The sequence below is a fragment of the Streptomyces sp. TRM49041 genome, assembly GCF_008271805.1.
Taxonomy (GTDB): Bacteria; Actinomycetota; Actinomycetes; order Streptomycetales; family Streptomycetaceae; genus Streptomyces.
On sequence record NZ_VSRY01000065.1, the window covers coordinates 18,341 to 38,586 of the forward strand.

Here is a 20,246-nt window from a genome sequence, read left to right on the forward strand (position 1 = left end):
CCGCCCGCAGCCGGCCATGCGGCTCAGCCCCCTCCGGGCCCGGACCGCAGCAGCACCCGCTGCAACTCCCGAGCGGCCCGCGGCGGCGCGACGTCACTCCGGTGCGCGAGCGCGATGGTCCGCCGCAACCCCGGCGACGCCAGCGCCGTGACCCGCAAGTCCCGCCCCGCCCGCGCCGCCACCATCCGGGGCACCACCGCCACCCCCAGTCCCGCGCGCACGAACCCCAGCACCGCGTCCATCTCCCCGCCCTCCACCGTGAACGACGGCTCGAACCCCTCCGCCCGGCACGCCGCCACCGTCAGCTCCCGCAAGTCGTACCCGTGCCGGAACATCACCATCGCCCGCCCCTCCAGGTCCGCGATCCGCACGGGCCGCCGCGGCGCCGGATCCGCCGCGGACGACACCACGACCAGGTCCTCCTGAAGCAGCTCCACCGTCGTCAGCGCCGGCGACGGCGTCGGCAGCGGCAGCACCACCAGCGCCAGGTCCAGCGTCCCGCGGGCCAGCTCCCGTACGAGGTCGTGCGAGCCGCCCTCCTCGATGAGCAGCCTGATCCCCGGGTACAGGTCGTGGAAGGCCCGCAGCACGTCGGGCAGCAGCCCGGTGCACAGGCTCGGCGTCGCCCCCAGCCGCACCCGCCCCCGCCGCAGCCGGGCCAGCTCCTGCACCTCCTGCCGCGCCGTGTCCGCGTCGGCCAGGATGCGCCGGGCCAGCGGCAGCAGCGCCTCGCCCGCGTCGGTCAGCGCGATATTGCCGCGCGCCCGGCTGAACAGCTCGGTGCCCAGCTCCTTCTCCAGGGCCCGGATCTGCTGCGACAGGGACGGCTGGGAGACATGGACCCGTTCGGCGGCCCGGGTGAAGTGCCGGGTCTCGGCGACGGCCACGAAATACACGAGCTGCTGGAACTGCATACGCCCACGATAAGCGGCCATGATAGAGATCGTCTATCAAGATGAGCCGTACCATGTCTTGGACCTCTGAGGACCTACGGCCCTACCGTCCGATGCCATGGCTCTGGCAACGCGGACGCGACCACCGAAAACGGCGCGACAACCATCCCCTCGGCGTACCCTCCTCGGATCGACCGTCGGCAAGAAGGCGGTCATGGCCGTCAGCGGCCTGATCCTCCTCGGCTATCTCGTCGCCCATGTCATGGGCAACCTCAAGGTCTTCTTCGGCCCCGACGAGTTCAACGCCTACGGCCACTGGCTGCGCACCATGGGCGCCCCCGTCCTGCACCACGAGTGGGCCCTGTGGATCGTCCGTGTGGTGCTGCTCACCGCCGTGGTCGCGCACGGAGTCTCGGCGTACCGGCTCAGCAGGCTCGACCGGAGGGCCCGCCCCACCCGGTACGTGCACAAGCGCCGGCGCGCGAGCTACGCGACCCGCACGATGCGCTGGGGCGGCGTCATCATCGCCCTGTTCGTCGCCTGGCACCTGCTCGACCTGACGACGCTCACCGTGAACGAGAACGCCCAGCCGGGCCATCCGTACGAGAACGTCGTCGCGACCTTCTCGACCTGGTACGGCAATGTGATCTACATCGTCGCGATGCTCGCCGTCGGCCTGCACGTCCGGCACGGCTTCTGGGCCGCCGCCCAGACGCTCGGCGTGGGCAGCGCCCGCCGCGACCGGGCCCTCAGGGCCACCGCCGACACACTCGCCGTGGTCCTCACCGCGGGCTTCGTCGCCGTACCCGTCGCCGTCATGACCGGAGTGGTGAGCTGACATGAGCTCGTACGTCTCGTACGCCACCGGCGCCCCGATCGCCGACACCAAGGCCCCGGACGGGCCGATCGCGGAGCGCTGGGACCGGCGCCGCTTCGAGGCGAAGCTGGTCAACCCGGCCAACCGCCGCAAGCACACCGTCATCGTCGTCGGCACCGGACTCGCGGGCGGCTCCGCCGGCGCGACCCTCGCCGAACAGGGCTACCACGTCGTCCAGTTCTGCTACCAGGACTCGCCGCGCCGCGCCCACTCGATCGCCGCCCAGGGCGGTATCAACGCCGCGAAGAACTACCGCAACGACGGCGACTCCGTCCACCGCCTCTTCTACGACACCGTCAAGGGCGGCGACTTCCGGGCCCGCGAGTCCAATGTCCACCGGCTCGCCCAGATCTCCGTCGAGATCATCGACCAGTGCGTTGCCCAGGGCGTCCCGTTCGCCCGCGAGTACGGCGGCCTCCTGGACACCCGCTCCTTCGGCGGCGTCCAGGTGTCCCGCACCTTCTACGCCCGCGGCCAGACGGGCCAGCAGCTCCTGCTCGGCGCCTACCAGGCGCTGTCCCGGCAAGTCGCCGCCGGCAATGTCGAACTGCACCCGCGCACCGAGATGCTCGACCTCATCGTCGTCGACGGGCGGGCCCGCGGCATCGTCGCCCGCGACCTGGTCACAGGGCGCGTCGACACATACTTCGCGGACGCCGTCGTCCTCGCCACCGGCGGCTACGGCAACGTCTTCTACCTGTCGACCAACGCCATGAACTCCAACGCCACCGCCGTGTGGCGGGCGCACCGGCGCGGCGCGTACTTCGCCAATCCCTGCTTCACCCAGATCCACCCCACCTGTATCCCGCGCACCGGCGACCACCAGTCGAAGCTGACCCTGATGAGCGAGTCGCTGCGCAACGACGGCCGCATCTGGGTCCCGAAGGCCAAGGGCGACACACGCCCGCCGCACGAGATCCCGGAGGACGAGCGCGACTACTACCTGGAGCGGATCTACCCGTCCTTCGGCAACCTCGTCCCCCGCGACATCGCGTCCCGCGCGGCCAAGAACGTCTGCGACGAGGGCAGGGGAGTGGGCCCCGGCGGCCAGGGCGTCTATCTGGACTTCGCGGACGCGATCCGCCGGATGGGCCGTGCGAAGGTCGAGGAGAAGTACGGCAACCTCTTCGACATGTACGAGCGGATCACCGCGGAGAACCCGTACGAGGCGCCGATGCGGATCTACCCCGCCGTTCACTACACGATGGGCGGCCTGTGGGTCGACTACGACCTCCAGACCACCGTGCCCGGCCTGTTCGCCGTCGGCGAGGCCAACTTCTCCGACCACGGCGCCAACCGGCTGGGCGCGTCCGCCCTGATGCAGGGTCTCGCCGACGGCTACTTCGTCCTGCCGTCCACCGTCAACGACTACCTGGCGAGAGCCCCGAAGCCGGACCCGCTCACAGCCCGCCACCCGGCCGTTGCGGAGGTCGTCGGCGAGACCGAGGACCGGCTGCGCCGCCTCCTCGCCGTGAACGGCGACCGCACCCCGGACTCGTTCCACCGGGAGCTGGGCGAGCTGATGTGGGACCACTGCGGCATGGCCCGCACCGACGAGGGGCTGCGCAGGGCCCTCGACCGGATCCCGGAGATCCGCGAGGAGTTCTGGCGCCGTATCAAGGTGCCCGGCACCGGCGAGGAGTTCAACCAGTCCCTGGAGCGGGCGAACCGAATCGTCGACTACCTGGAGCTAGCCGAGCTGATGTGCCTCGACGCGCTGCATCGCACCGAGTCCTGCGGCGGTCACTTCCGCGAGGAGTCCCAGACCCCGGACGGCGAGGCGGCCCGCGGGGACGAGGAGTTCTCGTACGCCGCCGCCTGGGAGTTCCGCGGAAGCGGCGAGCCGCCCGTCCTCCACAAGGAGGACCTGGTCTTCGAGTACGTCCACCCCACCCAGCGGAGCTACGCATGAGGCTCACCCTGCGCGTCTGGCGCCAGAAGAACGCCGACGCCCCCGGCGCGATGGCCACGTACGAGGTCGACGGCATCTCCCCGGACATGTCCTTCCTGGAGATGCTGGACACCCTCAACGAGGAGCTGACCCTGCGGGGCGAGGAGCCGGTCGCGTTCGACCACGACTGCCGCGAGGGCATCTGCGGCGCCTGCAGCCTGGTCGTCAACGGTGACGCGCACGGCCCGGAGCGCACCACCACGTGCCAGCTCCACATGCGTTCGTTCCGGGACGGCGACACGATCGACGTCGAGCCGTGGCGGGCCGCCGCGTTCCCCGTCGTCAAGGACCTGGTGGTGGACCGGTCGGCGTTCGACCGGATCATCCAGGCCGGCGGCTACATCAGCGCCCCGACCGGCTCCGCGCCAGAGGCCCACGCCACGCCCGTGCCGAAGGCCGACGCCGACCACGCCTTCGAGCACGCCGAGTGCATCGGCTGCGGTGCCTGTGTCGCGGCCTGCCCCAACGGTTCGGCGATGCTCTTCACCTCGGCGAAGATCAACCACCTCAATGTGCTGCCGCAGGGAGCACCCGAGCGGGAGAGCCGGGTGCTCGACATGGTGGCGCGGATGGACGAGGAGGGCTTCGGGGGCTGCACGCTGACCGGTGAGTGCGCCACGGCGTGTCCGAAGGGCATCCCGCTGCCGTCGATCGCGGCCATGAACAAGGAGTGGCTGCGGGCTTCGCGGCGCCGGGCGGTTTAAGGACACCTTTCCACTGTGGCACCCGTCACAGCGCGCACCCCGGGGCGAAAGAATCTTCACGGGATGATCACTTTCCGTGCAGGACTTCGCCTCGGGGTGTGGTCGTCGAGGCCCCCAACAGCAAGATCGACTTCGTTCAACTCTTCACTATTGATGCGGAGTTGTCCCTTTTTGAGTCCTCCCTGATCGGGAAATTTCCCCCCCGTGGCGCAGGCCCGGTAGGCATATGCCCTGCCGGGGCTGCCGACCACAGCCCCGGGTGCATCTGACCACTGCACTCACTTGGGGGTTTCTCTCATGTCAAGTATCAGCCGCCGCGCCGCCCTGGGAGCCGCCGTCGGCGCCGCCGCCGGCCTCGCCGCGGCCGCCCCGGCGCTCGCCACCGCCCTGACCGACCAGCCGGGCCCCGTGGGCGAGCCCGACTGGGAACTGCACGGCGCCGGGGGCGGGCACGGGCACGGCACAGGCATACCCGGAAGCGCCGGCCCCGGCCCGTTCGACGAGGTGTACGAGGGCCGCCGTATCCAGGGCCGCCCCACCAACGGTGGCGGCCACCACGGCGGCGGCGCACACGGTGGCTACACCGTCCACATCGACGGCCGGGAACTGCATCTGATGCGGAACGCCGACGGCACCTGGATCAGCGTGATCAACCACTACGAGCAGCTCCACTCGCCGCGCGCCGCGGCCCGTACCGCCGTCCTGGAACTCCAGGGCGCGCCGCTCGTCCCCCTCGTCACCACCTGATCCGGAGCCGCACCGCCATGACCGTACGCAAGAACCAGGCGACGCTCACCGCCGAGGAGAAGGGCCGCTTCGTCGCCGCCCTCCTGGAGCTCAAGCGCACCGGGAAGTACGACCCGTTCGTCCACACGCACAACGAGTTCATCATGAGCGACACCGACTACGGCGACCGGGTCGGCCACCGCTCACCGTCGTTCCTGCCCTGGCACCGCAGATTCCTCCTGGAGTTCGAGCAGGCCCTCCAAGCCGTCGACCCGGATGTCGCCCTGCCCTACTGGGACTGGACAGCCGACCGCACCCCGGCCTCCTCCCTGTGGGCCCCGGACTTCCTCGGCGGCACCGGCCGCAGCCGGGACGGCCGAGTCCTGGACGGGCCGTTCGCCCGCTCCGCCGGCGGCTGGACCATCGGCGTCCGCGTCGACGGCCGCGACTTCCTGCGCCGCTCCCTCGGCGGAGGCGGCCGAAGCCTGCCGACCCGCGCCGAGGTCGACACGGTCCTCGCCATGGAGACGTACGACGCCCCGCCGTGGAACAGCGCTTCCGACGGCTTCCGCAACCATCTCGAGGGCTGGCGCGGCATCAACCTCCACAACCGCGTCCATGTCTGGGTGGGCGGCCAGATGGCCACCGGAGTCTCCCCGAACGACCCGGTGTTCTGGCTCCACCACGCCTTCGTCGACAAACTGTGGGCCGAGTGGCAGGCCCGGCATCCCCGCTCCACGTACCTGCCGACCGGCCCCACACGGAATGTGGTGGACCTGAACAAGCCGATGCGCCCGTGGAACGACGTGACCCCGGCGGACCTCCTCGACCACACCCGCTTCTACACGTTCGACACCGACACCGACGCGGCCCCGGCCGACCGGACCCGGCCCGCCGCCTAGGTGTATTGCCCTGTGAGGTTGGGGACGCGGCTGGCGGGTGGTTTGCCCGCGAGCGAAGGCATCAGCCAGCTGTAGCTGGTCGGCTCTGGCCGGATGACGCGCCCGCCAGGACCGTCGGCGCCGACCCGGCCACGCCCGGCACGCCGTGGTGCTCGGCCACCCGGAAACGGTGGAAGCCCAGCTCCTCGGCCTCCCGGGCGAGGCCGAAGGTGTCCCGCAGAGCCCGCGGGCCGTCATCGCCCTCCCGGACACGCGAGCGGTCCAGAACGGACAGGCGGCTTGGGAGCGGGGCGGCGGCGATCGGCCTCACGCCGGTTCAACACCTCCGGCGCACGAGGATTCACTACGCTGACGATGTGATGAGCGACAGCAGCAGACCCGTGGCCGTGTTCGACCTGGACAACACCCTCTCCGACGCCCGGCACCGGCAGCACGTCCTGGAGCGCACCCCGCGCGACTGGGGCGCGTTCTTCGACGCGGCCCCGCAGGACCCGCCGCTCCCGCCGGGCATCGCCCTCTGCCTGGAAGCGGCCCGTCAGTGCGAGATCCGTTACCTCACCGGCCGCCCCGAGCGGTGCCGCCAGGACAGCCTGGACTGGCTGGCCGCCCACGGCCTGCCCGACGGCCGACTCCATATGCGCCGTAACGCCGACCGCCGCCCGGCCCGGCTGACCAAGCTGGAGGTCCTGCGCCGGATCAGCCGCAGCCGCGAGGTCCGGATGCTCGTGGACGACGACGCACTCGTCTGCGCCGCGGCCGCGAAGGAGGGCTTCCACGTCGTGCGGGCCGACTGGGCGCTCAGCTCCCCGATGCTTCGACAGGCCCAGGAGAAGGAGGGCCGCACCTGACGCGGCCGTGTTTTCACTCCTCGCCGGCGTCCGGCCCGTCGAGCCGGAAACCCACCTTCATTCCCACCTGGTAGTGCGCCACCTGCCCGTTCTCCAGATGCCCGCGGATCTGCGTCACCTCGAACCAGTCCAGGTTGTGCAGCGTCTGCGCTGCCCGCGCGATCCCGTTGCGGATCGCCTCGTCCACGCCGTTGTGCGAGGTCCCGACGATCTCGGTGACGCGATACGTGTGGTGTGACATGGCGGCCTCCTCGTCGCCGTCGTGCGCCGCGCCCGCCGGCGCTTCCTTTCCACGGTGCCCCAGCCCGCCCCGGTCCGCGAGGCGGGCGCGGGGACTTGACCCGCCCATTGGTCCATACCAAAATCCAGCCATCCGCCCGTGCGAACACGTTCGCTCCCCCCACGTCGGGTCCGTCCTCCTGCAGAGAACGCAAAAGGTGACCTACGTGAAGAAACGCCTGCTCGCCCGCCCCATCGCACTCGTGTCCATCCTCGCCCTGACCGGTTGCGGCGCCCTCCCCGGCCAGGACGCCGGAACCCGCACCGTCACGGTCTGGCTGATGAAGGGCAGCGCGTCCGACGACTTCCTCAAGCGGTTCACCAGCGCGTACGAGCAGGAGAACCCCGGTATCCGGCTGGAGGTCGCCCTCCAGGAGTGGACCGGCATCGGCAAGAAGGTCATGGCCGCCCTGGAGAGCGAGAACGCACCGGACGTCATCGAGGTCGGCAACACCCAGGTGGCCCAGTACGCCGACACGGAGCTCCTGTACGACCTGACGCTCGAGTCCGTACGCGACCTCGGCCATGAGGAGTGGCTGCCCGGCCTCGCCGAACCCGGCAGCATCGACGGCAGCCAGTTCGGCATCCCCTGGTACGCGGCCAACCGGGTCGTCGTCTACCACAAGGACCTCTTCGAGCGGGCCGGCATAGAAGAGCCGCCCAAGACCCGCGAGCAGTGGCTGGAGGACACCGAGAAGATCAACCGCACCGGTGCGCAGGGCATCTACCTCGCGGGCCAGGACTGGTACACCCTCTCCGGATTCATCTGGGACGAGGGCGGCGACCTCGCCGTCGAGAGGAACGGCGAATGGGTCGGCGTGCTCGACACACCCGCCGCGCTCAGGGGCATGGCCTTCTACAAGAAGCTCCAGGCCCTCGGCTCAGGCCCGAGGGACGCCGACGAGGAGAACCCCCCGCAGGCCGGGGTCTTCGCCCAGGGCGAGGTCGCCCAGATCATCGCCACGCCCGGAGCCGCGGCCGCCATCGAGGAGCGGAACCCGGCCCTCGCCTCCCGGCTCGGCTTCTTCCCAATCCCCGGCAAGAGCGCCGACAAGCCGTGCGCGGTCTTCACCGGAGGCTCAGACCTCGTCGTCCCCGTGAACGCCCGGGAACGCGCCGCCGCCATCGACGTCGTCAAGGCCCTCGCGGGCGAGAAGTGGCAGACCGACCTGGCCCGCACCATGAACTACGTGCCCAACAAGACCTCCCTGGCCTCCGTCGTCGAGGGCCAGGAGGCCACCGCGGCCATGGCCGCCGGCGCGGCACGCGGCAGGGCCACCCCCAACTCGCCGAAGTGGGCGGACGTCGAAGCGGACAACCCCATCAAGCCGTACATGACGGCGGTCCTCCAGGGCCGCGATCCCGAGGCGGAGGCCCGCGCCGCCTCCGAGCTGATCACCGGCGCGCTGGCGGGCTGACACCGGGGCGGGGCGCGAACCGGGCATTCAGCCGCCGCACACCCCCGCTCCGCCGGGCGGTCACGTCGAATCCAGCCGGTGACGGGAGAAGTAGGGGTACGGGCCACCGCACCCCTCCGGCCCGCCCCGCCGTCCGGCCAAGGAGCCCCCATGCCCACACTGTCCGCAGCCACCCTGGACGAGGCACCCACCCGGCAGCAGCCCCGCTACCGGGTCTCGATCGCCCGGGAGCAGAACGAGGTACGGGCCGCCCAGCGGCTGCGGTACCTGGTGTTCTCCGGGGAACTCGGCGCGCGGCTCGACGGGCCCGAGCCGGGGCTCGACAGCGACGCGTTCGACGCGTACTGCGACCACCTGCTCGTACGCGACGAGTCCACCGGCGACGTCGTCGGCACCTACCGGCTCCTGCCGCCCGACCGCGCCCGCATAGCCGGACGCCTCTACTCCGACGGCGAGTTCGACCTCTCCCGCCTCACCCCCATCCGCGACGACCTCGTCGAGGTCGGCCGCTCCTGTGTGCACCCCGCGCACCGCAACGGCGCCGTCATCTCCCTCATCTGGGCCGGCATCGCCCACTACATGACCCGCACCGGCCACAACTGGCTGGCCGGCTGCTGCTCCCTCCCGCTCGCCGACGGCGGCACCCTCGCCGCCGCCACCTGGGACACCGTCAAGGACAGGCACCTCGCGCCCGAGGAATACCGGGTCACCCCGCACCGCCTCTGGAACGCCGACGGCGTCCCCCGCCCCGCCGGGCGCACCGAACTCCCGCCGCTGCTGCGCGGCTACCTCCGCCTCGGCGCCCGGGTGTGCGGCGCACCCGCCCACGACCCGGACTTCGGCGTCGCCGACCTGTACGTACTGCTCTCGCTGCGCCGCACCAACCCCCGCTACCTGCGGCACTTCCTCTCGCTCGGCGTGCAGTGATGAGCGCCTGGCTGCCCACCGCACCCTGCCGACCCGGGCTCTGCGCCACCCCGGCGGGCCCCGAGGCCGGCCATGTCCGCGCCGTCCTGCGGCTCACCGCGGGGCTGCTCGCCATACTCGCCGGGGTGGCCCTCGCGCCGCTCACCACGCCCCTCACCCCGGCCGCCCGCCGGTCCCTCACCCGTCTGTGGTGCCGTACCGTCCTCCGCGCGTTCGGGCTCCGCGTACGGATCACCGGCACCCCGCCGCCCGGCCCGCACCTCGTCGTCGCCAACCACGTCTCCTGGCTCGACATACCGCTCGTCGCGGCGGTCCTCCCCGGCCGGATGGTCGCCAAGCGCGAGGTGCGGTCCTGGCCGCTGGTCGGCCCCCTCGCCGCCCTCGGCGGCACCCTGTTCCTCGACCGCGACCGCCTGCGCGCCCTCCCCGGCGCGGTCCGCGACATCGCCCGCACCCTCGCCGCCGGGCACCGCGTCGTGGTCTTCCCCGAGGGCTCCACGTGGTGCGGACGGGCCCAGGGCCGGTTCCGCCCGGCGGCCTTCCAGGCGGCACTCGACGCGGGCGTCGCCGTCCAGCCCGTACGGATCACCTACCGGCCAATCGGCCCGGCCGCGTTCGTCGGCGACGACCCGCTGACCGCGTCGCTGAGGCGGATCGCGGCGGCCGGCCGGCTCACCGCCGAGATCCGGGTCCTCGCCCCGATCCCGCCCGGCCGCCACCCGGACCGCCGCGCCCTGGCCCGCGCCGCGCAAGCGGCGGTCGCCGTCGCCGTGTCCTCTCAGACCGCCGTGGCCAGCGACAGCGCGAACCACCCCTTCTCGTCGGTCCACCACCGCGACAACTCCAGTCCGGCGGCCGCCAGTTCCTTCGCGACGCCCTCCTGACGGAACTTCGCCGACACCTCCGTCCGCAACTCCTCACCCGCCGCGAACGGCACTTCCAGGTCCAGCTCCGGGATCTTCACGGTCAGCGCGCGCCGCGCCCGCAGCCGCATCTCGATCCACTCGTTCTCCCGGTCCCACACGGCCACATGGCCGAAGTCGTCCGGATCGGCGTCCGCGCCCAGCTCCCGGGCCAGCACCGACAGTACGTTCTTGTTGAACGCCGCCGTCACCCCCGAGGCGTCGTCGTACGCCGCCACCAGCGTCGCCTCGTCCTTCACCAGATCGGTGCCGAGCAGCAGCGCGTCCCCGGGCTCCAGCAGCCCCCGAACCGAGCGCAGGAACGCGGCCCGCTGCCCGGGCAGCAGATTGCCGAGCGTGCCCCCCAGGAACGCCACGAGCCGCGGCCCCGGCGTGCCCGGCAGGGCCAGCCCCCGCGTGAAGTCGGCGACCAGCGCGTGCACCCGCAGCCCGGGCAGCTCCGCGGTGAGCGCCCCGGCCGCTCCGGTCAGCGCCGACTCGCTCACATCGACCGGCACATAGCCCTCCAGGCCGGGCCGCATGGCCCGCAGCAGGTGCCTGGTCTTCTCCGACGAGCCCGACCCCAGCTCCACCAGGGTGCGGGCGCCGGTCGCCGCGGCTATCTCCGGTGCCCGGGCGATCAGGATCTCCCGCTCCGCCCGGGTCGGGTAGTACTCGGGCAGCCGGGTGATCTCCTCGAACAGCTCGCTGCCCCGCGCGTCGTAGAACCACTTGGGAGGCAGCTCCTTCGGCATGCGGGTCAGGCCGTACAGCACGTCGGCGCGCAGATCGGCGCCTGCGGTGTCCTCGGGCAGGGTGCGGGTCAGCAGGAACGGGCTCACGCGGGGGACTCCTCGAGCGGGTCGGCCGAAGCACGGGGGACGTGCGGCGAGAGAGGGGAGGGAGATGAGGCGAGCGGCGGCGACACGGGCAGCGGACCGAGCGTCACCCCGTCCGCCGTGGCGGTGAGCAGCGTCCGGTCCGGCACCTCGCACCAGGCGGGATCGTCGTCGTACGGCTCCGAGGCCACGACCGCGCGGCGGCCGGGGCCCGGCGGCCCGGCCAGGTACCAGAGCGTGTCGCCCCACGCGGTGGCGGCGACTGTCGTGCCGTCCGTGAGCAGCAGGTTCAGCCGCGACGCGGGCGAGGCCGTGGCCACGTCGCGGACCACGCGGGCCAGGGCGTCCGCCAGGGTGTCGCCGTGCCGCAGCCGGTGCAGCACCAGCGCCCACACCAGCGCCGAGTCGTTACGGGCCTCCAGCGCCAGCAGCTCCGTCGGCGGCAGCCCCGCGGTGAGCGCGGCGACCGTGTCGGGCCAGCCCGCCACCGCGCCGTTGTGGCTGAACAGCCACGGCCCGGACGCGAACGGCGCCGCGGCCGCCTCCCCGTCGGCGCCGGGCAGGGTCGCGTCCCGGACGGCGGCCAGCGCCGCACGTGACCGCACCACCCGCGCCAGGTCGGCGAACGACGGGTCCGCCCACACGGGCCCCGCCCTCCGGTAGCGGGCCGGCACCGGGTCGCCCGGCGCGTACCACCCGACCCCGAAGCCGTCCGCGTTGACCGTCCCGTACCGCTGGCGGCGAGGCGCCCACGACTGCCGGTACAGGCCGTGAGCGGGCGCCACGAGGAGCTCCCCGAGCGGCACCGCGTCGGCGCCCGCCCAGGCGATATGACGGCACATCAGCCCGTCACCCCCGCGTCCCGCGCCGTACGGAACCCGGCGAAGATCTGCCGCCGCACGGGCAGGTCCCAGTTCCGGAACGTCCCCCGGCACGCCACCGGCGCGACCGCGAACGAACCGCCCCGCAGCACCTTGTGCCCGGGCCCGAAGAAGACCTCCGAGTACTCGCGGTACGGGAACGCCACGAACCCCGGGTACGGCAGGAAGTCACTGGCCGTCCACTCCCACACGTCCCCGATCAGCTGCCGTACGCCCAGCGGGGACGCCCCCGTCGGGTAGCTGCCCACCGGAGCCGGGCGCAGATGCCGCTGCCCCAGGTTGGCGCGGTCCGGCGTCGCCTCGGCGTCACCCCACGGGTAGCGCCGCGACCGCCCCGACACCGGGTCGTACCGGGCGGCCTTCTCCCACTCGGCCTCCGTCGGCAGCCTGCGGCCGGCCCAGCGCGCGTAGGCGTCGGCCTCGTACCAGCTGACGTGCAGCACCGGCTCGTCGTCCGGCACCGGCTCGACGACCCCGAAGCGCCGCCGCAGCCACTGCCCGCCCTCGTGGCCCCAGAACAGCGGCGCGCCGATGCCGTGCCGCCGGATCTGCGCCCAGCCCTCGGGCGCCCACCAGCGCTCTTCGCGGTAGCCGCCGTCGTCGACGAAGTGCCGGTACGCGCCGCACGTCACAGGCACCGTGTCGATGAAGAACTCCGGGACGACCCGCATATGGCCCGGCCGTTCGTTGTCCAGCGCCCACGGCTCCTCCTCGGACGAGGTGCCCATCGTGAACGCGCCGCCCGGTACCCGCGTCTCGGCCGGGAGCCGCGCCGCGTCCTCGGCCGGTGGCGGGGGCGCGGGCGCGGTGAGCGCGGCGGGACCGCGGCGGAGCTGGTGGGTGATCAGCATGGTCTCGTCGTGCTGCTGCTCGTGCTGGGCGACCATCCCGAACGCGAACGCCGCGTCCAGCAGCGGATCGCCTTCCAGCCGGGCGCGGTCGAGGACGTCGAGGACCCGGCCGCGCACCTCGGCCGCGTACGCCCGTGCCTCGGTCGGCGGCAGCAGCGGCAGGGAGGGCCGGGTGGCCCGGGGGTGCTCGAACGCGTCGTACAGCGGGTCGATCTCGGGACGCAGCGCCTCCCGCCCGCCGACGGCGCGCAGGAGCCACTGCTCCTCCTGGTTGGCGATATGGGCCAGGTCCCACACCAGCGGGGACATCAACGGCGAGTGCTGGGCGGTCAGCTCGCCGTCGTCGACACAGTCGGTGAGCAGGGCCGTACGCGCCCGGGCGGCAGCCAGTGCGTCGCACGCCTGCCGCCGGAGGATCTCGGGGGAGGCGGAAACGGTCATGAACGGGGGTCCTTCGCGGAGTCGGGGCCGGTGCCGGGGCCGAGGCCGGAAGAGGAGGCGGGGGGAGCGGGGCGCCCGGGAGGACCCGGAGGAGCCGAGGCCGGGACGGCGGGGGAGAGCGGGGCGAGGCGCCGGTCGTCGGCCGGGCAGCGGCGCCGCAGCACGAACCGGTCCTGGAACGCGGCGACCGCGTCCAGCACCCCGGTGGGCGCGCCGGAGCGGACCAGAGCCTGGAGGGCGAGGCCGAAGCACGCCACGGCCGCCCGGTGCAGGGCGAGCGCGTCCGGACCGTCCCGGATGGCGGCCCGCCAGTGCGCGTCGTTCGGCGGGCGCAGCGGTCCGGCCGTCTCCGCCAGCGGCAGCAGAACCCGGTACGCCGCGTCGGCGGCCTCCGGGTCGTCGAACAGGGCGCTGGTCACGGCGAGGGGCACGATCCAGCCGTCGTCGCCCGGCTGCGCGTCGAGCATGCGCAGCTCCAGATGGCTCCCGCGGGGCCGGACCGGCGGGAACAGTGTCGTCAGGTGGTAGTCGAGATCGGCCCGGGTCGGGGCCCTGAGCGTTCCGGACCGCAGCCACTCACGGAACGTGAGGCCCTCCGGCACCGCCCAGGGTCCCTCGGCGGCGCGGACACACATCACGGGCACCTCCAGCACATGCGCCGCCCAGGCGGACCGGGGTTCGCGTCCGGTGGGCGGGGACAGGCCCCGTACCGGGTCGATCGCCGCCCACAGCGACTGCCGCGTGGACCGCAGGCCGGTGGGTCTGCCGTGCAGCGTGGGGGAGTTGGCGAACGAGGCGACCAGGACCGGGCCGAGGAGGTGGGCCAGCCGCCAGCGCCGCTCGAAGCCGAGCGGGCCGGGCTCCTCGTGCCCCGAGTCCACGCAGATCTGTACGGACGCCGAGTCGCGCATCATGAACCGGCCGGCCGGGCCCCAGCGGTCGAGATAGCGCTCCATGGCGTCGTAGCGGGGCTCGCGCAGGAGGCGTTCCCGGGTGGCGAGCCACGGGTCCGTACCGGAGCCGGTGAGGGTGAGTCCGAGCGGGGTGAGCACGGCGCGCACGGCGGAGAGGTCCGCCGAGACGGTGGCGACGCACTCGGTGAGCGACGCGGCGGGCGGCGAGCTGAGCTCCAGCTGTCCGCCGGGCTCCAGGGTGAGCGAGGACCCCAGGCCGAGGGTGCGCAGGGTGGTGAAGGCGGTGTGCAGACGATCGCCGGGGACGGGCAGATACGGGCGGTGCAGATCGTGGACGAACCATTCCAGTTCGACCCCGACCGCGCGGGGAGGACCGGTCTTGAAACAGATGCACCGCAGCAGATCCTCCGCCTCGTCCTCGGACAGCGGCTCTCCGCTCTCCGGGAAGTCGGTCGACGGCATGGTGGCTCCTCCTGTCGAAGGCGTACCGTCCCACCTAAGCCACCGCCGACGGCCCGCACAAGAGTGCCCCCGTGAACGGCACATGCCGGAAATCCCGTTGCCCGCCGCCCGCATGATCGCGGACGATGCCGGGTATGAGCGCACGACTGCGGGACATCGCACGCCGGACCGAGGAGATCGTCGCGGCGGGCCGTTACCGGACCGAGGACGGCCGCGAGATCAGCATCGCCGAGGACCTGGCCCGCGCCCTCGCCGGGACGACCCTGCACGGTCCCGGCCCCGTACCCTTCCCCGCCACGTCGGACGCCGGTTCGGGCGCAGGTTCGGACATCGGCCGTACGGCCAGGATCGAGGTCACCGGCGAGTCCAGTACCGAGGCGGCGCGCCGGCTCACCACAGCCGTACCGGACGCCCCGGTCGCCGTCCTCAACTTCGCCTCCGCGCGCAACCCCGGAGGCGGCTACCTCAACGGCGCACAGGCCCAGGAAGAGGCCGTCTGCCGCGCGTCCGCCCTGTACGCCACGCTGCTGCGGGCCCCCGCCTACTACGAGCACCACCGCGCCGACCGCGACCCCTTCTACACGGACCGGGTCATCCACTCGCCCGGCGTCCCGGTGTTCCGGGACGACCGGGGCCGGCTTCTCGACCGGCCCTACACGGTGGGGTTCCTGACCTCACCGGCGCCCAACGCGGGCGTCATCCGCCGCCGCACGCCCGAACTGGCCGCCCGCATCCCGGCCGCCCTGGCGTCCCGCGCCGAGCGCGTCCTGGAGACCGCCGCGGCCCACGGCTACGGGCGGCTCGTGCTGGGCGCCTGGGGCTGCGGCGTCTTCCGCAACGACCCGGCCGAGGTGGCGGGCGCGTTCCGGGCGCTCCTCACCGGCGACGGGCGGTTCGCGGGCCGGTTCGAGGAGGTCGTCTTCGCGATCCTGGACCGCACGCGCGACGCGGGCACGCTCGCGGCGTTCCGCGAGGCGTTCCCGGCCGCCTAGCGGGGAACGCCCGTACGCGGAGCGGTCAGCTCCAGCCGTAACGCCCGGCCAGCCGCGTCACGACCAGATCGAACCGCGGCCGGTCCAGCGCGCAGGCCTCGCGCCGCATCCCGTCCTCGTGGACCCTCAGCACCCGGTCCAGGTCGACCCAGGACTCACGCCCGGCCCGGTCCCACGGCCCGACGCCTATCGGCACCCACTCGTGGTCGTGGTCGTGCCGTCTGCTCGACAGCTGCACGGCGAGCAGCGTGCCGGCCGCCTCCCGGGCGACCACCAGGACGGGGCGGTCCTTGCCGCGCCCGTCGTTCTCCTCGTACGGCACCCACGTCCAGACGATCTCACCGGGATCGGGGGCGTTGTCGCGGTCGGGGGCGTAGGAGGTGCGGACCGGCCCGACCGCGTGGGGTTCGGCTTCGGTGGTCGCGGTCGGCCCGTACCGGCCGGGGAGGTCGTCGAGGCCGTCAGGGGAGCCGCTTGAGCGGAAGTGCGTCGTCACGACGGCACACCGTAGAGCCTCACGGCCGGTAACCGCACCCCTGGCCGCCTCCGCGGGCGTCCGTCGTCGGTCGGTCGGTCGGTCGGTCGGCGGCGTCGGTGTCGGTCGGCGAGGGTCGGCGGCCGTCGCCTGACGTGCGCGTCGCGCCGTACGTCCTTAGCGTCACGAGCATGAGCACACATCCGCAGCGCTTCGAGATCCTGGTCGTGCCGCAGCACGCTGAGGGGCGCGATGTCGCGCACCTCGCCGAGGTGGCGATCCGCTCGGCCGTGGTGGAGGCCACCGGCGAGACGGGCGCCTCGGGATACCCGCGGTACTCCGGGGGCGGCATGGTCGCCGATATCGACCCGGAGACCCGCACGGTGGAGGCGCTGCTGGTGGACGGCTTCGAGCTGGACTACGGTCTGTCGGCGCGGGTGACGGCCCCGGCTGACGGCTGACGGCTGACGGCTGACGGCTGACGGCTGACGGCTCGGCGGCTGACGGCTCGGCGGCCGTTGACACCGACCGCTCCGGCGCCGGAGACTCGCCACGTCGGTAGTGAACGCCCGTTCACCATACGCGTGCGCGAATGCGCGCACGCACGAGGCCGTGGGAGAGAGACCCGATGAGTATCCGCGACGTCTACATCGTCGACGCCGTCCGCACGCCGATCGGCAAGTTCGGCGGCGCCCTCTCCTCCGTACGCCCCGACGACCTCGCCGCGCATGTCGTGCGGTCGCTGGTCGACCGCACCCCCGCCCTGGACCCGGCCAGGATCGACGACGTCTACTTCGGCGACGCCAACGGCGCCGGCGAGGACAACCGCGACGTGGCCCGTATGGCGGTGCTCCTCGCGGGTCTGCCGGTCACCGTGCCCGGGGTGACCGTCAACCGCCTGTGCGGCTCGGGTCTGGAAGCGGTCGTGCAGGCCGCCCGCGCCATCGCCCTCGGCGACGCCTCGGTCGTCCTCGCGGGTGGCGTCGAGTCGATGTCCCGCGCCCCGTGGGTCCTTCAGAAGCCCGAACGGGCCTTCCCGGCCGGACACCAGCAGCTGCACTCGACGACGCTCGGCTGGCGGATGACCAACCCGAGGATGCTGGCCGAGTGGACCGTGTCCCTCGGGGAGGGCGCGGAGCTCATCGCCGACAAGCACGCGATCAGCCGCGAGCAGCAGGACGCCTTCGCCCTCGACAGCCACCGCAAGGCCGCCCGGGCGTGGGCCGACGGCCTGTACGACGGGGAGGTCGTTCCGTACGAGGGCGTGGACCTGGCGCGCGACGAGTGCGTCCGCGACGCGACGTCCATGGAGGCTCTGGCCAAGCTGAAGCCGTCGTTCCGCGCCGACGGCACCGTGACCGCCGGTAATGCCTCACCGCTGAACGACGGCGCCGCCGCGCTGCTCCTCGTCGACGAGGACGGCCTGCGCGCCTGCGGCCGCGAGCCGCTGGCCCGTATCTGCGCGTCGGCGGTGACCGGCATCGAGCCCCAGCTGTTCGGCCTGGGCCCGGTCGAGGCGGTCCAGCGGGCGCTGCGGAAGGCGGACCGCACGCCGGCCGACCTTGCCGTGCTGGAGCTGAACGAGGCGTTCGCCGCGCAGGCGCTCGGCTGTCTCGCCGAGTGGCCCGACCTGGACCCGGCGGTCGTCAACCCGCGCGGCGGCGCCATCGCCATCGGCCACCCCCTCGGCGCCTCCGGTGCCCGCCTCGCGGGCTCCGTCGCCCACCAGCTGGCCGCGGCCGGCTCGGGTACGGGCATGGCGGCGCTGTGCATCGGAGTGGGCCAGGGCATCGCGGTGGTCCTGGAACGCTAGCCCCCGATCCCGGGAGGCGCCGCAGGGTCGGCCCCGACGTCGGGAGCCCCTGCGGCGCCGGCGTGCCGCAGGGCCGGCCGGGCTAGCCCTGCGCCCCGGCCTGCGCCTCGTCGATCGCCTTCCGCACGGCGTCCATGTCAAGCTCACGAGCCTGCCCGATCACGTCCTCGAGGGCGGGCTCGGGCAGGGCCCCGGGCTGGGCGAACACGGCCACGTTCTCGCGGACGATCATCAGGGTGGGGATCGACCGGATGTCGAACGCCGCCGCCAGCTCCTGCTGCGCCTCCGTGTCGACCTTGGCGAAGACCAGGTCCGTGTGGCGCTCGGACGCCTTCTCGTACACGGGAGCGAACCGCAGACAGGGCCCGCACCAGGACGCCCAGAAATCGATCAGGACGAAGTCGTTGTCCGACACGACCTGGTCGAAGTTCTCCTTGGTCAGCTCGATCGTGCTCATGCCGTCCGCCTCTCGGGTGTCCGTCGGTGCCCCGCACAACGGTGCCCGGGGCCATCGCTATTCCGCCTGCCCTTCGTGGGCGGCGCTACGCCCCCGCCATCCTCTAGGTTGGGCGCCATGAGCAATCTCGACCGCCAGGCCACGCCGTCCCTCTGCGGTGGCAGGGGTTTCGTCGTAGCGGAGCCGGTGAGGGAACTACTCAGCCCGCGCCGCGTCCTTCTGGGCGAGGCCACCGAGGTCCGCCGACTGCTTCCCAACCTGGGCCGCCGCATGGTCGGCGCGTGGGCCTTCGTCGACCACTACGGCCCCGACGACATCGCCGACGAGCCCGGAATGCAGGTCCCGCCGCATCCGCACATGGGCCTGCAGACGGTCAGCTGGCTCCACGAGGGCGAAGTCCTGCACCGCGACAGCACGGGCAGCCTCCAACTGGTCCGCCCGCGCGAACTGGGCCTGATGACCTCCGGGCGGGCGATCGCCCACTCCGAGGAGAGCCCTCGCACCCACGCCCGCTATCTGCACGGCGCCCAGCTCTGGGTAGCCCTCCCGGACGCCCACCGCCACGCGCCCCCGCACTTCGAGCACCACGCCGCCCTCCCGCACGTCACGGCCCGGGGACTGACGGCCACGGTCATCCTGGGCACCCTCGACGGCACGACGTCCCCGGGCACCACGTACACCCCGCTGGTCGGCGCCGACCTGACCCTCACCCGGGGCACGGAGGCCCGCCTCCCCCTGGACCCCGACTTCGAGTACGCGGTCCTCGCCATGTCCGGCGAGACCCATGTCGACGGCGTCCCCGTCCTCCCCGGCTCGATGCTCTACCTCGGCTGCGGCCGCTCCGAGCTCCCCCTCCGCGCCGAGTCGGACGCGACCGTGATGCTCCTGGGCGGCGAACCGTTCGCGGAGGAGATCATCATGTGGTGGAACCTCATCGGCCGCACTCACGACGAGATCGCCCAGGCCCGCGAGGACTGGATGCGCGGCACCCGCTTCGGGAAGGTGGAAGGCTACGCAGGCGACCCCCTCCCGGCCCCCGAACTCCCGCCGGGTCCGCTCAAGCCACGCGGAAGGGTCCGCTGACCTGTGATGACGCGACGGGGACGAGTCACCCGACCAGCGACGGGGGCCCCGTGCCGAGGACATGCTCAGCGCGAAGGCCCGCGGGGGCGTGGGGTCCGCCGATAAGGGTAAAAAGTAGTACAAAGGGTGAATCATCTACCTGGGCCTTCATGGAGCCGCAGCGGCCGGGAGGGTGCAATGGATCTTTGGCTGATCTGGTTGATCGCCGCGGGAGTGCTGGCGGTGGCGGAGATCTTCACTCTCACTGCCGCGCTCGGGATCCTGGGTGCGGCTGCGTTGGTCACGGCGGGGGCCGCCGCGTTGGGACTTCCGTTGCCCGCGCAGTTCTTGATCTTCACTGTCCTGGCTGCGGTCAGTCTGTTCTTCGTACGCCCCATCGCGGCGCGCCACCTGTTCAAGCCTCAGCCTGAGCGGTTCGGCGTCGACGCACTGGTGGGCAGGTCCGCCTATGTCGTCTCGGAGGTGACGGGCCTGGGTGGCAGGGTCCGCATCGGTGGCGAGGAATGGACGGCTCGCGCCTATGACGAAACGCTGGTGATTCCTCCGGGAGCGACCGTCGACGTCATGGAAATCAATGGCGCCACCGCCCTCGTCTATCCCCGGGAGTGAAC

22 protein-coding genes and 1 pseudogene are annotated in these 20,246 nt (G+C 72.7%); 14 read left to right on the top strand and 9 right to left on the bottom strand.

Annotated features, from left to right (window positions below; all coding sequences use genetic code 11):
* Window positions 1-23: 23 nt before the first annotated feature.
* On the bottom strand, window positions 24-914 hold the full coding sequence (locus tag FVS66_RS04525; protein ID WP_149179757.1) for a LysR family transcriptional regulator: 891 nt from the start codon (window positions 912-914) through the stop codon (window positions 24-26).
* A gap of 97 nt (window positions 915-1,011) precedes the next feature.
* Here FVS66_RS04525 and FVS66_RS04530 point away from each other — a divergent pair, with 97 nt between their 5' ends.
* From FVS66_RS04530 to FVS66_RS04550, 5 genes are all read left to right on the top strand, one after another.
* Entirely contained in the window at window positions 1,012-1,731 is a 720-nt protein-coding gene (locus FVS66_RS04530; RefSeq protein ID WP_149179677.1) for a succinate dehydrogenase cytochrome b subunit, read from the top strand.
* Between the two features lies 1 nt (window position 1,732).
* Window positions 1,733-3,682 (top strand): fumarate reductase/succinate dehydrogenase flavoprotein subunit, encoded by a 1,950-nt coding sequence (locus FVS66_RS04535; protein ID WP_149179678.1) that lies wholly within the window; start codon window positions 1,733-1,735, stop codon window positions 3,680-3,682.
* Entirely contained in the window at window positions 3,679-4,425 is a 747-nt protein-coding gene (locus tag FVS66_RS04540) for a succinate dehydrogenase/fumarate reductase iron-sulfur subunit (protein WP_149179679.1), read from the top strand. The genes FVS66_RS04535 and FVS66_RS04540 overlap by 4 nt, the downstream gene beginning before the upstream one ends.
* Window positions 4,426-4,722: 297 nt before the next feature.
* The gene (locus tag FVS66_RS04545; protein WP_149179680.1) at window positions 4,723-5,172 is read left to right on the top strand and encodes an apotyrosinase chaperone MelC1; all 450 of its coding nucleotides are present in this window, start codon (window positions 4,723-4,725) and stop codon (window positions 5,170-5,172) included.
* Between the two features lie 17 nt (window positions 5,173-5,189).
* On the top strand, window positions 5,190-6,053 hold the full coding sequence (locus FVS66_RS04550; protein WP_149179681.1) for a tyrosinase MelC2: 864 nt from the start codon (window positions 5,190-5,192) through the stop codon (window positions 6,051-6,053).
* A gap of 64 nt (window positions 6,054-6,117) precedes the next feature.
* On the opposite strand, the pseudogene FVS66_RS04555 reads toward FVS66_RS04550, so the two are convergent.
* A pseudogene (locus FVS66_RS04555) lies at window positions 6,118-6,354 on the bottom strand (LLM class flavin-dependent oxidoreductase); the annotation flags it as partial.
* A gap of 58 nt (window positions 6,355-6,412) precedes the next feature.
* Here FVS66_RS04555 and FVS66_RS04560 point away from each other — a divergent pair.
* Window positions 6,413-6,901 (top strand): hypothetical protein, encoded by a 489-nt coding sequence (locus FVS66_RS04560; RefSeq protein ID WP_149179682.1) that lies wholly within the window; start codon window positions 6,413-6,415, stop codon window positions 6,899-6,901.
* A 13-nt stretch (window positions 6,902-6,914) separates the two neighbouring features.
* On the opposite strand, the gene FVS66_RS04565 is transcribed toward FVS66_RS04560, so the two are convergent.
* A complete protein-coding gene (locus FVS66_RS04565; RefSeq protein ID WP_149179683.1) occupies window positions 6,915-7,142 on the bottom strand; it encodes a dodecin in 228 nt (75 codons plus the stop codon).
* 205 nt (window positions 7,143-7,347) lie between these two features.
* Here FVS66_RS04565 and FVS66_RS04570 point away from each other — a divergent pair, with 205 nt between their 5' ends.
* From FVS66_RS04570 to FVS66_RS04580, 3 genes are all read left to right on the top strand, one after another.
* Window positions 7,348-8,598: an extracellular solute-binding protein gene (locus FVS66_RS04570; RefSeq protein WP_149179684.1), complete on the top strand. Its 1,251-nt coding sequence runs from the start codon at window positions 7,348-7,350 to the stop codon at window positions 8,596-8,598.
* A 150-nt stretch (window positions 8,599-8,748) separates the two neighbouring features.
* Window positions 8,749-9,525 carry a GNAT family N-acyltransferase gene (locus FVS66_RS04575; protein ID WP_149179685.1) on the top strand — a complete coding sequence of 259 codons (777 nt, stop codon included), beginning with the start codon at window positions 8,749-8,751 and terminating at the stop codon, window positions 9,523-9,525.
* Window positions 9,525-10,409, top strand: coding sequence for a lysophospholipid acyltransferase family protein (locus FVS66_RS04580; RefSeq protein WP_149179686.1), 885 nt, complete (start codon window positions 9,525-9,527; stop codon window positions 10,407-10,409). Before FVS66_RS04575 ends, FVS66_RS04580 begins: the two co-directional genes overlap by 1 nt.
* Here the strand turns inward: FVS66_RS04580 and egtD are convergent.
* Genes egtD through egtA form a run of 4 tightly spaced genes read right to left on the bottom strand, consistent with a single transcriptional unit; the run spans window position 10,304 to window position 14,815 of the window.
* Window positions 10,304-11,269, bottom strand: a complete 966-nt coding sequence (gene egtD / locus FVS66_RS04585) for an L-histidine N(alpha)-methyltransferase (protein WP_149179687.1) — start codon at window positions 11,267-11,269, stop codon at window positions 10,304-10,306. The two genes, FVS66_RS04580 and egtD, sit on opposite strands and share 106 nt — an antisense overlap.
* On the bottom strand, window positions 11,266-12,108 hold the full coding sequence (gene egtC / locus FVS66_RS04590; protein WP_149179688.1) for an ergothioneine biosynthesis protein EgtC: 843 nt from the start codon (window positions 12,106-12,108) through the stop codon (window positions 11,266-11,268). The genes egtD and egtC overlap by 4 nt, the downstream gene beginning before the upstream one ends.
* The gene (gene egtB / locus FVS66_RS04595; RefSeq protein WP_149179689.1) at window positions 12,108-13,439 is read right to left on the bottom strand and encodes an ergothioneine biosynthesis protein EgtB; all 1,332 of its coding nucleotides are present in this window, start codon (window positions 13,437-13,439) and stop codon (window positions 12,108-12,110) included. Before egtB ends, egtC begins: the two co-directional genes overlap by 1 nt.
* Complete coding sequence (egtA, locus tag FVS66_RS04600; RefSeq protein ID WP_149179690.1) at window positions 13,436-14,815, bottom strand: ergothioneine biosynthesis glutamate--cysteine ligase EgtA; 1,380 nt, start codon at window positions 14,813-14,815, stop codon at window positions 13,436-13,438. Before egtA ends, egtB begins: the two co-directional genes overlap by 4 nt.
* A 134-nt stretch (window positions 14,816-14,949) precedes the next feature.
* Between egtA and FVS66_RS04605 the strand changes: the two genes are divergently transcribed.
* Window positions 14,950-15,807 (top strand): TIGR02452 family protein, encoded by an 858-nt coding sequence (locus tag FVS66_RS04605; RefSeq protein WP_149179691.1) that lies wholly within the window; start codon window positions 14,950-14,952, stop codon window positions 15,805-15,807.
* A gap of 25 nt (window positions 15,808-15,832) precedes the next feature.
* On the opposite strand, the gene FVS66_RS04610 is transcribed toward FVS66_RS04605, so the two are convergent.
* Window positions 15,833-16,303 (bottom strand): type II toxin-antitoxin system PemK/MazF family toxin, encoded by a 471-nt coding sequence (locus FVS66_RS04610; RefSeq protein WP_149179692.1) that lies wholly within the window; start codon window positions 16,301-16,303, stop codon window positions 15,833-15,835.
* Between the two features lie 170 nt (window positions 16,304-16,473).
* Here FVS66_RS04610 and FVS66_RS04615 point away from each other — a divergent pair, with 170 nt between their 5' ends.
* Together FVS66_RS04615 and FVS66_RS04620 are read left to right on the top strand one after the other, a co-directional pair.
* On the top strand, window positions 16,474-16,743 hold the full coding sequence (locus FVS66_RS04615) for a hypothetical protein (protein ID WP_149179693.1): 270 nt from the start codon (window positions 16,474-16,476) through the stop codon (window positions 16,741-16,743).
* Window positions 16,744-16,910: 167 nt separating this feature from the next.
* On the top strand, window positions 16,911-18,095 hold the full coding sequence (locus tag FVS66_RS04620; protein WP_149179694.1) for a thiolase family protein: 1,185 nt from the start codon (window positions 16,911-16,913) through the stop codon (window positions 18,093-18,095).
* Window positions 18,096-18,177: 82 nt separating this feature from the next.
* Here FVS66_RS04620 and trxA read toward each other — a convergent pair whose 3' ends face one another.
* Complete coding sequence (gene trxA, locus FVS66_RS04625; RefSeq protein WP_149179695.1) at window positions 18,178-18,552, bottom strand: thioredoxin; 375 nt, start codon at window positions 18,550-18,552, stop codon at window positions 18,178-18,180.
* A gap of 117 nt (window positions 18,553-18,669) precedes the next feature.
* Here trxA and FVS66_RS04630 point away from each other — a divergent pair, with 117 nt between their 5' ends.
* On the top strand, window positions 18,670-19,635 hold the full coding sequence (locus FVS66_RS04630) for a pirin family protein (protein ID WP_149179696.1): 966 nt from the start codon (window positions 18,670-18,672) through the stop codon (window positions 19,633-19,635).
* 177 nt (window positions 19,636-19,812) lie between these two features.
* Window positions 19,813-20,244 (top strand): NfeD family protein, encoded by a 432-nt coding sequence (locus FVS66_RS04635; RefSeq protein ID WP_149179697.1) that lies wholly within the window; start codon window positions 19,813-19,815, stop codon window positions 20,242-20,244.
* The last annotated feature ends 2 nt before the right edge of the window (window positions 20,245-20,246 follow it).

Bases quoted from the DNA above. Each gene is read 5' to 3' on its own strand.
- FVS66_RS04525 (WP_149179757.1), bottom strand. From the start codon at position 914: ATGCAGTTCCAGCAGCTCGTGTATTTCGTGGCCGTCGCCGAGACCCGG.
- FVS66_RS04530 (WP_149179677.1), top strand. From the start codon at position 1,012: ATGGCTCTGGCAACGCGGACGCGACCACCGAAAACGGCGCGACAACCA.
- FVS66_RS04535 (WP_149179678.1), top strand. From the start codon at position 1,733: ATGAGCTCGTACGTCTCGTACGCCACCGGCGCCCCGATCGCCGACACC.
- FVS66_RS04540 (WP_149179679.1), top strand. From the start codon at position 3,679: ATGAGGCTCACCCTGCGCGTCTGGCGCCAGAAGAACGCCGACGCCCCC.
- FVS66_RS04545 (WP_149179680.1), top strand. From the start codon at position 4,723: ATGTCAAGTATCAGCCGCCGCGCCGCCCTGGGAGCCGCCGTCGGCGCC.
- FVS66_RS04550 (WP_149179681.1), top strand. From the start codon at position 5,190: ATGACCGTACGCAAGAACCAGGCGACGCTCACCGCCGAGGAGAAGGGC.
- FVS66_RS04560 (WP_149179682.1), top strand. From the start codon at position 6,413: ATGAGCGACAGCAGCAGACCCGTGGCCGTGTTCGACCTGGACAACACC.
- FVS66_RS04565 (WP_149179683.1), bottom strand. From the start codon at position 7,142: ATGTCACACCACACGTATCGCGTCACCGAGATCGTCGGGACCTCGCAC.
- FVS66_RS04575 (WP_149179685.1), top strand. From the start codon at position 8,749: ATGCCCACACTGTCCGCAGCCACCCTGGACGAGGCACCCACCCGGCAG.
- FVS66_RS04580 (WP_149179686.1), top strand. From the start codon at position 9,525: ATGAGCGCCTGGCTGCCCACCGCACCCTGCCGACCCGGGCTCTGCGCC.
- egtC (WP_149179688.1), bottom strand. From the start codon at position 12,108: ATGTGCCGTCATATCGCCTGGGCGGGCGCCGACGCGGTGCCGCTCGGG.
- egtB (WP_149179689.1), bottom strand. From the start codon at position 13,439: ATGACCGTTTCCGCCTCCCCCGAGATCCTCCGGCGGCAGGCGTGCGAC.
- egtA (WP_149179690.1), bottom strand. From the start codon at position 14,815: ATGCCGTCGACCGACTTCCCGGAGAGCGGAGAGCCGCTGTCCGAGGAC.
- FVS66_RS04605 (WP_149179691.1), top strand. From the start codon at position 14,950: ATGAGCGCACGACTGCGGGACATCGCACGCCGGACCGAGGAGATCGTC.
- FVS66_RS04615 (WP_149179693.1), top strand. From the start codon at position 16,474: ATGAGCACACATCCGCAGCGCTTCGAGATCCTGGTCGTGCCGCAGCAC.
- FVS66_RS04620 (WP_149179694.1), top strand. From the start codon at position 16,911: ATGAGTATCCGCGACGTCTACATCGTCGACGCCGTCCGCACGCCGATC.
- trxA (WP_149179695.1), bottom strand. From the start codon at position 18,552: ATGAGCACGATCGAGCTGACCAAGGAGAACTTCGACCAGGTCGTGTCG.
- FVS66_RS04630 (WP_149179696.1), top strand. From the start codon at position 18,670: ATGAGCAATCTCGACCGCCAGGCCACGCCGTCCCTCTGCGGTGGCAGG.
- FVS66_RS04635 (WP_149179697.1), top strand. From the start codon at position 19,813: ATGGATCTTTGGCTGATCTGGTTGATCGCCGCGGGAGTGCTGGCGGTG.